We start from the raw sequence: 12,720 nt of genomic DNA on the forward strand, positions 1-12,720 counted from the left end.
GATCGGATATGACCTTGAATCCGTTGTTCGCCGATTTCACCTCGTCCCCACCGCGTACAGGTCGTACCGAGGTGAGGTTGTCGGGAGCGTCGGCGACCGGCGGCCGGGGCCTGATCGGCGCGGGTGGCCACGTGCGTCTGCTGTTCGCCGGTGACCGCCAGGACGACGAGCTCACCCTGAAGATCCGCGCCCTGGTGTCGAAACTGGGTGCGCAGACCGGGTTCGCGCCGTTGACCGTGCTGGTGAACGGGCAGGTGGTGGCCGATCGGCTGCGGATCCCGGGCGGGGGTGACCTGCCGCAGACGATGACGTTCTCCGTGCCGGGTTTCTGTCTGGTGGGGGAGGCGAACATCCTGGAGATCCGTTCGGGTGCGGACGCCCGGTCGATGCTGTGGCTCTACCAGGTATTCCTGGAGTCGGTGTGGGACCGGGACGCGGCCGAGAACGCTTTCCGGGCCGAGGAGACGCGCGAGCCGGCGCTGACGTACGAGACTCGTCTGGGCGAGGACGGTGGCGAGTGGCGGCCCGGTCCGACGGTGCGGATGGGCATCGTGCAGGGTGGCCTGCCGGTGCTTCCGTCGGACCTCTCGTGGCGGGGCCGTGCGGGTGAGGAGGGCAGCGCCTGTTTCACGGCCGAGCGGAACGTATTCCTGGGCGAGTTCCGGGAGGCCGACGGCACGCTGTCGCAGTGGCGGGGTGCCCTGGTGGACCGGCGGGCGGCGTTCGACGAGCCGGGGCAGCGGTTCACCGTCGAGGTGAACTGGGGCAACGCCTGGCATGACGCGGGCGAGCTGAGCGTTTTCGTGAGGATCGGGAACGCGCAGACGGCTCGGGTGGGGTGGCGCGAGGCGACGGGTCGTTCGGCGGTGGTGGTCTTGGCGGACGACGCGCGGACGTTCGTCGGTCACGCCCAGAACCCCAACGAGGGGGCGCTGGGCTACCGGGGGCGCGCGGTCGTGGTGGAGGAGAGCGACGCACCGGCGGAGTATGCGTGGGTGGCCGCCTCCGGTGGCGCGGTGCCGGAAGGCGCGGTGTCACACGGGAGGGACGCGGAGGGCAAGCCGGTGTGGGTGGCCCGGGCGCGTCTGGGCGGGGGTGTGCACCCGGGCCTGGTGAGCCCCCGGCGGGGCGGCGCGGTGATCGCCTACGGGGGCGGCGAGGAGCTGACGGACAGCTACGAGGTCCTGCTGGACGCCGGGGTGTGGGTGCGTCACCACGACGGCGCGGTGCCGGACGAGGCCTACCCGGTGGGTGCCGAGGGCGGGGGTGAGGTCTTGTACGCCGCCCGCGCCCGGGTGACGGACCAGGCGACGGGCGCCCGCGTGCTGCTGCCCGGCAAGATCCGGCCGGGTTTCGGCGGGGCCAACATCGCCGTCGGTGGGGACGAGCGGGTCGCGTCGGTCTATGAGGTGCTGGTCCGTCCCGGTGCCCGGGCGGACGGCCCGGTGGTGCGCGATCGGCTGCGCCGGGGCGAGTCCATCGGTGGGGACGACGTTCTGACCTCGCCGGACGGGCGGACGGTGCTCAGTCATCACCCCGACGGCATCACCTGGCTGCACGTGGACGGCCACCGGATGCTGATCACGATGGGCGGCGTCAGCAATGTCCCGACCCGCCTGGGCCTGGACGAGGCGGGCACTCCCCGGCTGCTCGGTCCGGACGGCCGGTCGTGGTCGTGGTTCTACGGGCAGGACTTCTACCAGAAGTTCGGGACTGAGTTCATCCTGCGGGACGGGCGGCTGGTGGAGCTCGTCGACGCTGACGGGGCCCGCGTCTGGTCGTGCCAGTTCGGGGATCCAACGCCGTGGCGGATGGCCCCGGAGGCGCTGGAACAGGTGAGGAAGGACGGCGCGTGGCTGGAATCGACCGAGGTGGACTGGTTCGCGATCATGCTGGTGCGGGGACTGGAGCCGCAGGCCGCGCTGGAGGCTCTGGGCGCGGGCGAGCTGACCCGGATGACGATCGCGGAGGCCTACGACCGTGCCGATGAGACGACGCGGCTCGTGCTGGCCATCGGTTTCGGCGGGTGGACGATGCTTTTCGAGCCGCTGGGAATGATGTGGGACTCGGTGGAGCAGCTGGAGGAGGGCGGGTTCGAGGTGGCTGCCGCCGCCGAGGGCCCCAACGCGGAGGCGGAATTCGTCTATTCGCGCGACGGTGCCCAGGTGTTTGCGACCGATGACCCGGACACCGACCTGCCGGCGGTGGAGCCGCCGGCCGGGGAGCCGCTGCGGGGATTCATCCAGCGTCTGCTCGAGGCGGGGCGCTGGGCCGATGTGAAGTCCCGGGTGGCCTACCCGCCGAACGTCGAGATCGCCTGTCTCCTGGCGGAAATCTCACCGCAGCCGGACGACCTGGCCGGGACCCATCCGGCCGGGCAGCTGCCGCGGCGGGTCTGAGAAGACTCAGCGCACCTTCGGCGCGTAGGGCAGGTTCCCGGTGAACTGCAGGACGAGGCCGACGAGGCCCACGACCGGGGCCAGCCCGAAGATGACGGAGGCGACGGTGACCAGGGCCGCGATGAGGCCGGCCTGCTCGGGGGACTGCGGCTGGACGTAGAACTGCGTCAGCCGGTAGGTGACGATCGCCCCGTAGACCGTCAGGGCGATGATGGCGACGAGCACGGCGAGCCAGATGATGACGAAGAGGCCGACGCCGACGAAACCCAGCGATGAGGTGTCCATGCCGTCAAGAGGGATCTGAGGGCAGGAATGTTGCATGCGTGGGCCCGGCAAAACCGACCGCCGCCCCGGCTGGAAAGACAGGAGCGGCGGTCGGTCGAGCCGGGGTGACGATCAGACGTCGAAGAAGTGATCCGTACGGCCTGGCGCGTGCTCTCGCCGCTCAGCCTCCGACCCCGGGTCGGCCTGGATCTTACTCAGCGCCGTAGAGCGGTGCCGACCACCCGGAGAAGGTCTCCGGGGGTGGCCGTGTTGGGGTCGAGAACCACACCACGGTGGGCGGTCTCGATCGCGGCGGCCCCGGCGAACTGATCCGTGGAGAACGGCAGCACCAGCAACGGGACCTCGAAATGGAGCGCCTCGGTGATGCTGTTGTTGCCCCCGTGGCTGATCGCCAGCGCAGACCGTTCCAGGATCGCGACCTGGGGCAAGAAGCTCCGGACCAGCCAGGCAGCGGGTAACTCGCCGAGCACCGCCGAGTCGGCCGAACCGGTGGCCAGGGCGACCCGCACCGGCAGTTTCCGCAAGGCCTCGACCACGCGGGCCAGCACGTCGGCGCGGGCCGACAGGAAGCTGCCGAAACTGACATACACCACAGGCCGGTCGTCGTCCTCGTCCAGCCATCGACGGACGTCCTGCGCCACCTTCTCGGTCCGGATCGACGATCCCAGGAAGTGGTGCGGGGGCAGGAGGGCCGTCCGCCGGGCCGGGTGCAGCGCGGCGGGGTAGTTGAACAGGACGGTGTGGCCGTGGTCGGCGAACGCATCGTCCGACGCGGCGGCGCCCGGATCGAGGACTGCCACCACGGCGTTCACCTCGTCCGTGAACTCGTCCCGAACGCTGCGGCAGAGCCGTTGCAGAGAATCCAGTTCCACCGGTTCGGGGTGGAACTGATCGGGCCAGGTGGACGGGTACCCGTAGATCTCGGTTCCGACCGGTAGTGCCGTCGGATGGCCGAGAACAACATCCTGGAAGGGAATCCCGGCAGTGCGCAGGGCAAGGGTGGCACTGAAGGCCAGATGGTCGACGATGATCCGGTCCGGTTTCACCTGCTCGACGACCTGTAGCACCGCCCGGGCCGTCGGAACCGGCGCCCAGAGCAGGTCGTTGCGCCGGGCCTCGGCCTGATAGGTCAGGGTCGCCACCATCCCGTGGTGGGTCGCGGCGAAAAAGCCGCGCAGCGCGTCGTCCTCGCCGGTGGGCTGCTGCTCGGCCCGGATGACGCCCGGGTTCGACCCCCGTCCCAGGACCAGATGGATGCGCTCGAAGCCGAAGTCGGCAACCACCGCGGTCGTTGCCGGACCGGTGGCCACCACCACCCGCTCCCCGGGCCGCCGTTGGGCGGTGGCGATGGTCGCCAGCGGCAGAAGGTGCGAGGCGTAGTCGGGGCTGATCACCAAGAGCGTCATCGGCGCGAGGGTTCGGTGACGCCGGCGTACACGCCGGCCAGGGTCGCGGCCATGGCCTGGACGGTGAACCGGTCGCGGATCAGCGTCGTGGCGGTTTCGACCCGTTGATCGCGGTCCGGGCGGGCGGCCAGTTCCAGCGCCGCAGCCATCCCGGCGGCCACGGCGGCCGGTTCCCGGGTGTTCACCAGCAGACCGGTGACGCCTGACTCGATGTAGGTGGCGGGGCCACCGCCGTCGGGAGCGACAGCGACCAGACCGGCGGCCATCGCCTCCAGAACAGCCAGCCCGAATTCCTCCTTCAGGCTTCCGCAGACGTAGATGCCATGGGCGCCGAGCAGGGGCGGCAGACCGGAGCGGGCCGCGGCCAGCCAGCGGGCGACGTCGTCGTTCGGCCGGTGCCCGGCCAGAACCAGACCCTCGGCGGCGGCCGGGTTGCTGGCCAGCAGCGTCCGGATCAGCTCCAGCTGTCCCTGCTCGTCCGGGGAAGGACTGGCCAGGTCACCCCCGACGATCACCAGGTTGCAGCGTTCCCGCAGCTCCGGGTCGGTGGCCCAGGCCTCGACCACGGTGGCCATTCCCTTCACCCGGTGCAGCCGGCCGACGCTGATCGCCAGCGGCAGGCCGTGCCGATGAACCGGTAACCCGGCGATCTGCTCGCTCAGGGCGGTCAGTGCCGGTGCACCACCGGTGGCGGTGGTGGTGGCGGTGACCAGGTCGGCGTGGGCAGCAGCGCTGACCGCGATGTCGATCCCCTCGGGCACCACGGTGTATCGGTGCGGCTCGGCCGAGATGTCGATCCCGAGCAGATCGTGCAGGTCGTGCTCCAGTTCCGGGCGGGGGAACAGGACGTTGTGCGCGGCGTTGGCGGCCAGTCGCTGCACCAGGCGCGCGCGGAACCAGTAGTGCTCCTGCTCGTCCACGACACCGAAGTCGGCCCGGGACAGAGCGCCGGTCATGTCCAGCGAGTGGATCACCGCATGGGGATCGGGGGCCAGGGTGAAGACCACCGGGATACCGAGCTCGTGGGCCACCGCATCCGCGGCCAGGCTGCCGACGTCGGCCATCCGCAGGTGCAGGACATCGACCGGTCCGTGATGCCGCAGGGCCCGGCGGACGGCACGTTCGGCCGCGATCCGGGTCGGCCAGGCCGCGGCGGCCCCGCTGGGGGTCTGCAACAGCGGCACCGGGGAGAGCAGATGATCCGGCCCGCCGTCCGCCGGTTCGGTCAGCGCGGCGAACGAGGCGGCGGCCGATCCGCGTGACAGCGTCAGAACTCGTCCGACCTGGGTCTCGGCGGCGAGCGCATCGCCCAGGCGCAGCAGCAGGGTAGCCACCCCGCCGTTGTCACCGACCCCGGAGCGGGTCAGTTCGCGGTCGATGTCGGCGTGCAGGAAGAGCTGGGCCACCGTCGGGCGGACCGGTGATGCGGAGGGCGGCCCGGGCCGGATCAGGCCCAGGTCCAGGGCGGCCAGCCGCGCGACGGCCCGAAGCTGCTGCGCATCGTCGGTGCCGTCGTCCGCCGGCCCCTGGCCCGTCGCGCCGATGGTGTCGCGACCGGTCAGTCGGCGGACCAGTTCCACGGCGGCCGGGTCCGACCCACGCTCGCCCAGCGCGGCGAGCGCCGCCAGCCGGCTGGCGGGCTGCTCGCCCGGGTCGGCGGCGATCCGGATCACGGCCCGGCCGGCCAGCTCGCCCGGGACCAGGCCGAGCGTCTCCACCAGCCGGGCCCGGGCCTGGTGGTCGAGGTCGGCCGCGATTGCTCCTTCCAGAGCCAGGGCGACGTGATCGGACGCCGAACGGGCCCAGCTGATCAGCGTGCGCTGGGCCAGCATGCCGGCGAAACCCCCGCCGGTGGCGACCACGGCGACGAGCCGTCCGATCGCGTCCAGCCGGGGCAGCCGAGCCCCCAGCGTCCAGGACGCGTGCTCCCGCAGGAAGCCCTGCGGGTGGGACAGCAGGTCGGAGAGCACGGCGTCGGCCTCGTCGTCGAAGACCCGGCCGAGGGCGTGGACGGCGGCGATGGCGGTGAGCTGGTCGGCGGGATCGTGGATCGCTCGGGTCAGCGTGCGGGCTGCCCGTCGCCCTCCGTTGCGGGAGGCGGCGAGGGCGAGGTCGTCCGCGGCTCGCAGGACGTCGACGATGAAGGGTGCGTCCCGCACCGTCGCGAGAGCGCGCTCGACAGTCATAAGCCGGTTCTACGCTCTACTTCCCGATGCCGCCACGCGTCATGGGTGAATGTCTGGGGTCTGACCCGGGAGGGGCCGGGCGTCGCGCTCGCATATGCCCAGCCAGACCGGCAGGACCCGATTCCGGATGCAGCAATGGCTGTGCTGTAGGCCACTGCGCGGATGGGAGGTCCGGAGTGGTTCTCGTGCCGGGGCCGGACCGGCCGTCACCTGCCACGACCACCTGCCGCGGAGGACCGGGCCGAAAGCACGAGGGGCCGTCGGCCGTGGTGTTCCGGAAGCGGAACACCACGGCCGACGGCCCCAGGACGGCCCAGGACCCGGCTAGCCGGGCTGACCTGCGTCTGGATCAGACGTCGTAGTACAGCTCGAACTCGTGCGGGTGCGGGCGCAGACGGATCGGGTCGATCTCCGCCTCGCGCTTGAACGCGATCCAGGTCTCGATCAGGTCCTCGGTGAAGACGCCACCCTCGACGAGGTAGGCGTGGTCCTTCTCGAGGTTGTCGAGGGCCTCGCTGAGCGACGCCGGCACCTGGGCGATGCCCGCGTGCTCCTCCGGCGGCAGCTCGTAGAGGTCCTTGTCGACCGGGGCCGGCGGCTCGATGCGGTTCTTGATGCCGTCGATGCCGGCCATCAGCATCGCCGAGAACGCCAGGTACGGGTTGCTCGACGGGTCGGGCACGCGGAACTCGATGCGCTTGGCCTTCGGGTTCGAGCCGGTGACCGGGATACGCACGCAGGCGCTGCGGTTACGGGCCGAGTAGACCAGGTTGACCGGCGCCTCGTAGCCCGGCACCAGACGGTGGTACGAGTTCACCGTCGGGTTGGTGAAGGCCAGCAGCGACGGGGCGTGGTGCAGGAGGCCGCCGATGTACCAGCGGGCGATGTCGGACAGGCCGCCGTAACCGCTCTCGTCGTAGAAGAGCGGCGAGCCGTCCTTCCAGAGCGACTGGTGGCAGTGCATACCCGAGCCGTTGTCCTGGAAGATCGGCTTGGGCATGAACGTGACCGTCTTGCCCGCGGCGTGCGCGACGCTCTTGATCACGTACTTGAACAGCATGACCTTGTCCGCGGACTTGGCCAGGCTGTCGAAGCGGTAGTTGATCTCGGCCTGACCGGCGGTGCCCACCTCGTGGTGGCTCCGCTCGACCTCGAGGCCCAGGTTGTCGAGCGCGATGACCATCTGGTCACGCAGGTCGGCGTAGTGGTCGACCGGCGGGACCGGGAAGTAGCCACCCTTGTAGGGGGTCTTGTGGCCCAGGTTGCCGCCGTCTTCCTTACGGGCGGTGTTCCAGGCGGCCTCGATCGAGTCGATCTCGTAGAACGACAGGTTCTGCTTCGTCTCGAAGCGCACGTCGTCGAAGATGTAGAACTCGGCCTCGGGGGCGAAGAACGCCGTGTCGGCGATCCCCGTCGACTTGAGGTAGGCCTCGGCCTTGGCGGCGACCTGACGCGGGTCGCGGCTGTACGGCTCGTTCGTGTACGGGTCGACGATGCTCATGTTGATGTTGAGCGTCTTCTCGACACGGAACGGGTCGATGTAGGCGGTGTGCAGGTCCGGCATGAGCTTCATGTCGGACTCGTTGATCGCCTGGAAGCCGCGGATCGAGGAACCGTCGAACATCTGGCCGTCGTTGAAGAAGTCCTCGCCCACGGTGGACGCCGGCACATTGAAGTGCTGCATCACACCGGGCAGGTCGCAGAACCGGACGTCAACGAACTTGACGTCGTTCTCTGCGATGAACTTGGTCACCTCTTCGGCGTTGCTGAACAATCCAACCTCCACGGTCGGGGATCGGTCGCGGTCTACGGGGCGGGAACCGTCGGTGGTGCTGACGTCTTATACCGCCGGTTTACGTCCGGGGGAGAGCTCCGGACATTTACCGGCGATTTTCGGCCGTGCCCCGTCATGTCGAGCAGGTGACGGTTCCGGGCTGCTCCGATCTTCAGGCGCAGAGCGACCTGGAAGTGCCGTCACCTGCGATCGACGCTGATCGTGGGGTACGTGGACCTGACCCTATCGCTCGTGGGCAACACGGGGGTCACGGGTCGGAACACGTTCTTCTCACGACTTCCAACTACGCGAAATGGGTCTCTCCCGGTCACTCTCCGGCCCCGGCGAGTGTTTTTGACATCGCCAGGAAATTTCCACGTGACACGGTGGAAACAATTAATCAGCAATGGCGCGTATCTCACTTTTACTTGTACCCAGAAGTTCTGGTAAGCGCCCCGACCGGGAGGCCCGGCGCCTTCCGGCAGGCCGCCCCTTATGCTCGAGGCGTGGCGGTTGACAGGCGGGACGTCGGGTCGTGGCTCCAGGGACCCGAGGCGGTGACGGGCGTCTCCGGGTATCCGGGCGAGCGTCTGGAACGGCCGGAACACGGTCCCGGATCGCTGGCCCGCCCCGGGCGCCGGTTCGCCGGCGTCCTCATCGACTGGGTGCTCTGCCTGGTGATCGCGCGGGGCTTCTTCGGTGCCGAGACGGTCACCCAGGGCCTGGGCACCTTCATCCCCGTTGCCCTCCTGGCCCTGGAGAACCTGCTGCTCGTCGGCACGGCGGGCTACACGGTGGGTCAGCGGGTGATGGGCGTGCACGTCGAGCGGGTGGTCGGCGGGGGGCCGATCGGCCTGGTGCGCAGCTTTTACCGCGCCGTGCTGCTGTCGCTGGTGATCCCGCCGCTGACGATGGGATGGGACGTCGACCGGCGGGGCCTGCACGACCTGCTCTCGAGTTCGGTCGTCACCAAGAACTGAACCCAACCAATTGAGGACGTTGTCGAGACTCGAGTCTCGACAACGTCCTCAATTCTGTGGTGTGGCTCGGGAAGGTCAGCGGCCCTTGCTGGCGCGACGGTCGGGCCGCATGCGCGTCGGGTCGACGCCCTTGGGGATGGGCAGGCGGGCGGCGCCGAGGGCGCGCAGTCGCTTGCTCACCTCGGAGACCTCCTGCTTGGTGATCACCGGCTTCTTGCGCATCAGGTGACGCACGAGCTTCTGCATCGGGACCTGGTCGGGGCCTTCGCCGGCGTGGACCACGATGACCGGGACCTCGGGCAGCAGCCGGGCCGTGCGCTTGCGCTCGGTCTCGGCGAGCCTCGCGACGCGGGGCATCGGGCCTTCGGTGACCAGCACGACACCCGGACGGCCCACGGCGCGGAAGAGCAGGTCCTGCGTGCGCGGGTCGACGCCGACCGGCTGCTCCTCGACGTTCCAGCCGCGCCGCAGGCCCTTCAGCGCGTAGCCGACGACGCCCTTGCGGTCACCGATCTGGGTGTACGCGGCGCGTTCGGCGCGGCGGCCCATGATGACGATCGCGAGCAGGAGCCCGACCATGAAGCCGAGAATGCCCACGTAGATCGGGTGCCCCACGGCCAGGCCGATGAGGATGCCGGCGGCCGTGAGGCCGACCAGCGCGACCAGCATCCAGACGACCGCCATCGGGTCGGCCTTGCGCAGCATCGAGAACACCGCGCGGAACTGGGCGAACCGGCCCATCGACTCCGGGTCGACGGGTTGTGAGGGAGTGTTGCGAGCCATGAGCGAAGGATACTTCCGCGGGGGTGGTCAGAGTGACGCGCGTCCCAGAAGGCTCGTGGCCTCCTGGCGCGCGGTGGTTTCCTGGGCGAGATGCGCCAGGCCGGCCGGGATCTGCTCGCCGCGCTTGGTCATCGCCTGCGCCCACAGCCGGCCCGCCCGGTAGGACGAGCGCACCAGCGGCCCGGCCATCACCCCGGCGAAACCCAGGGCCTCGGCCTCGTCCTTGAAGTCGACGAACTCCTCGGGCCGCACCCAGCGGTCGACCGGGTGGTGCAGCGGCGAGGGACGCAGGTACTGCGTGATCGTGATCAGGTCACAACCGTTGTCGTGCAGGTCGGCCAGCGCCTGGGAGACCTCTTCACGGGTCTCGCCCATGCCCAGGATCAGGTTGGACTTGGTCACCTGGCCCTTCTCCCGGGCCAGCCGCAGGACCTCCAGCGACCGTTCGTACTTGAAGGCGGGGCGGATGCGACGGAAGATCCGCGGCACCGTCTCCAGGTTGTGGGCGAACACCTGCGGCCGCGCGTCGAACACCTGCTGCAGCAGCTCGGGCCGGCCGGAGAAGTCGGGCACCAGGATCTCGACCCCGGTGTCGGGGGACTGCTGGTGGATCGCCCGGATCGTCTCGGCGTACAGCCAGGCGCCCTCGTCCTCCAGGTCGTCGCGGGCGACACCGGTGACCGTGGCGTAGCGCAGGCCCATCGTGGCCACGCTCTCGGCCACGCGGCGCGGCTCGTCGCGGTCGAGCGGGGAGGGCTTACCGCTGTGGATCTGGCAGAAGTCGCAGCGGCGGCTGCACTGGTCGCCGCCGATCAGGAAGGTGGCCTCGCGGTCTTCCCAGCACTCGAAGATGTTGGGGCAGCCCGCCTCCTGGCAGACCGTGTGCAGGCCCTCCTTCTTCACCAGGCTGGTGAGCGAGGTGTACTCCGGGCCCATCTTCGCGGTGGTGCGGATCCACGGGGGCTTCCGCTCGATCGGGGTCTCGGCATTGCGGGCCTCGACCCTCAGAAGCCGCCTGCCCTCGGGTGCGATCGTCACCTGTGCTCCCTGTTCGCACGTTCCCGGGGGTCACCCGGGTCTGGCTACTCACCGGCCTGCCGTTGACCGCCGGTCTGGTGGGCAGCGACCCGCACCTGGCCGGCCGTTGCCCTGCCCCAACTCTAAGCGCCCCCGCGGGTGCCTCATTCCAGGCCCGGTGCGGACGTGGGGGTGATCACGCGTGCGTGGGGTGCTCGTGGTCGGCGTGCGTCTCCGCCTCGAACTGGAAAGTGGAGTGCTCGACGTCGAAGTGCCCGGCCAGGCAGCTCTGGAGTTCGTCGAGCATCACGGTGAGGTGCCCGTCGTGGAAACAGTCGTCCTCGACCACCACGTGTGCCGACAGGATCGGCAGGCCGGTCGCGACCATCGAGGCGTGCAGGTCGTGCACCCCGCGCACGTGCGGCACCCCGAGCACGTGGGTGCGCACCTCGTCCAGGTCGACCGTCATCGGGGTGGCCTCCAGCAGCACCGTCACCGCCTGGCGCAGCAGCATCCAGCAGCGGGGCAGGATCAGCGATCCGATCAGGATCGAGGCCACGGCGTCGGCGCGGTCCCAGCCGGTGATCCAGATGGCCGCCGCCGCGATCAGCACGGCGACCGAGCCCAGCGCGTCGTTCACCACCTCGAGGAAGGCCGCGCGGGTGTTCATGTTCTCGGCCTGCCCCTTGAGCAGGATCAGGATCGCCGCGGCGTTGGCCGCCAGGCCGATCGCCCCGAACACGATCATCCCGGCGCTGGCGACCTCGGGCGGGTCGATCAGCCGCTGCACGCCCTCGACCAGGATGTAGACGCCGATCGCCAGCAGTGCGGTGGCCTGAAGCGCTGCGGACAGCACCTCGGCCCGCTTCCAGCCCCAGGTCAGCCGGGCCGTGGGCGGGCGCTCGGCGAGCATCGCGACGATCAGCGACAGGGTCAGGCCGGCGGTGTCGGTGAGCATGTGCCCGGCGTCGGCCAGCAGGGCGAGGCTGCCCGTGACCACTGCGCCGATCGTCTCCAGGATCAGCACCGCGACGGTGAGGCCCAGTACGAGGGACAGGCGTTTGCGGGCTCCCGCTCCCCGCGGAAGGGCGTGTCCGTGCCCATGTCCGTGACCATGGCCCGCGTCGTCGTTCTCGGGTTTCGGGGCCTTGCTCTCCGGGGCGCAGGGAGCCTTCAGACCGCCGGGACCGCAGGACGTTCGTCTCGTCGTCCCGTGCTCGTGGTCGTGACGGGGCTCGTGCTCCTGGCCGGGATGCGTGGTCATGCGGTGCGCTCCACGTTCTCGTGGGCCAGTTCAAGCCCGGGGCGCGGCTCGCCGTTGCGCGGCTGGGCGTGATCGTGCGGGCCGTCGTGCTCGTGGCCGGTGCGGGCGCGCACCGAGGTGTGGTGCAGGACGACGCGCTCGCCGGTGGCCTCCAGGAACGACTCGGTGGCGCCGAACAGGGCCAGGAGCTCCGGCCGGGCCAGCGAGTACAGCGACGCCCGGCCCCGGGCCCGGGACTGCACCAGGCCGCAGTCGCGCAGGCAGGCCAGGTGACCGGAGACCGTGGACTGGGCCAGGCCGAGGTGGGACATCAGATCGACGACTCGGTGCTCGCCGCGGGCCAGATGGCGAAGGATCAGCAACCGGGTCGGGTCGCCGAGGGTGCGGAAGAGGTAGGCCGCCGCGGTCACGTCCTCATCGCCCTCGGGGGAGGCGGCGCTGGCCTTCTGTCCGTGTGCGGCATTGGTCAGCCCGGTTGGTATCGCCATGTGCCGATGATAGCGAGCGGGCGGGGTGGGAGCCAGCGGCTGGTTAGGTTGACCTTAGTCTGTTGGAGTGTTGCTTTGAAGGCGCGCAGTAGTCGTGCAGGGGCGCGAACACTCGCCCGTTCTCTTGAGCGTGATAGG

General features: G+C 70.1%; 10 protein-coding genes. 2 read left to right on the forward strand and 8 right to left on the reverse strand.

The genetic code is table 11. The annotated features are described in order from the left end of the window. Positions 1-71 precede the first annotated feature (71 nt). Complete coding sequence (locus LR393_RS15860) at positions 72-2,399, forward strand: DM9 repeat-containing protein (protein ID WP_231484691.1); 2,328 nt, start codon at positions 72-74, stop codon at positions 2,397-2,399. Between the two features lie 6 nt (positions 2,400-2,405). On the opposite strand, the gene LR393_RS15865 is transcribed toward LR393_RS15860, so the two are convergent. From LR393_RS15865 to glnA, 4 genes are all read right to left on the reverse strand, one after another. After that, entirely contained in the window at positions 2,406-2,684 is a 279-nt protein-coding gene (locus tag LR393_RS15865) for a hypothetical protein (RefSeq protein WP_231484692.1), read from the reverse strand. A gap of 194 nt (positions 2,685-2,878) precedes the next feature. Beyond that, positions 2,879-4,090, reverse strand: coding sequence for a nucleotide disphospho-sugar-binding domain-containing protein (locus LR393_RS15870; protein ID WP_231484693.1), 1,212 nt, complete (start codon positions 4,088-4,090; stop codon positions 2,879-2,881). Then, positions 4,087-6,276, reverse strand: a complete 2,190-nt coding sequence (locus tag LR393_RS15875) for a glycosyltransferase (protein ID WP_231484694.1) — start codon at positions 6,274-6,276, stop codon at positions 4,087-4,089. The genes LR393_RS15870 and LR393_RS15875 overlap by 4 nt, the downstream gene beginning before the upstream one ends. Before the next feature lie 349 nt (positions 6,277-6,625). Then, positions 6,626-8,050, reverse strand: coding sequence for a type I glutamate--ammonia ligase (glnA, locus tag LR393_RS15880; protein ID WP_231484695.1), 1,425 nt, complete (start codon positions 8,048-8,050; stop codon positions 6,626-6,628). A gap of 506 nt (positions 8,051-8,556) precedes the next feature. Here glnA and LR393_RS15885 point away from each other — a divergent pair. After that, positions 8,557-9,030 (forward strand): RDD family protein, encoded by a 474-nt coding sequence (locus LR393_RS15885; RefSeq protein ID WP_231484696.1) that lies wholly within the window; start codon positions 8,557-8,559, stop codon positions 9,028-9,030. Positions 9,031-9,105: 75 nt separating this feature from the next. Here LR393_RS15885 and LR393_RS15890 read toward each other — a convergent pair whose 3' ends face one another. The 4 genes from LR393_RS15890 to LR393_RS15905 form a co-directional block, all read right to left on the reverse strand. Then, positions 9,106-9,813 carry a DUF4191 domain-containing protein gene (locus LR393_RS15890; RefSeq protein ID WP_231484697.1) on the reverse strand — a complete coding sequence of 236 codons (708 nt, stop codon included), beginning with the start codon at positions 9,811-9,813 and terminating at the stop codon, positions 9,106-9,108. Between the two features lie 27 nt (positions 9,814-9,840). Then, on the reverse strand, positions 9,841-10,851 hold the full coding sequence (lipA, locus tag LR393_RS15895) for a lipoyl synthase (protein ID WP_231484698.1): 1,011 nt from the start codon (positions 10,849-10,851) through the stop codon (positions 9,841-9,843). Between the two features lie 175 nt (positions 10,852-11,026). Further along, positions 11,027-12,094, reverse strand: a complete 1,068-nt coding sequence (locus LR393_RS15900; protein WP_231484699.1) for a cation diffusion facilitator family transporter — start codon at positions 12,092-12,094, stop codon at positions 11,027-11,029. After that, positions 12,091-12,582 carry an ArsR/SmtB family transcription factor gene (locus LR393_RS15905; RefSeq protein ID WP_231484700.1) on the reverse strand — a complete coding sequence of 164 codons (492 nt, stop codon included), beginning with the start codon at positions 12,580-12,582 and terminating at the stop codon, positions 12,091-12,093. The genes LR393_RS15900 and LR393_RS15905 overlap by 4 nt, the downstream gene beginning before the upstream one ends. Positions 12,583-12,720 lie beyond the last annotated feature (138 nt).

This window comes from Kineosporia mesophila, from assembly GCF_021129235.1.
Classification (GTDB): Bacteria; Actinomycetota; Actinomycetes; order Actinomycetales; family Kineosporiaceae; genus Kineosporia; species Kineosporia mesophila.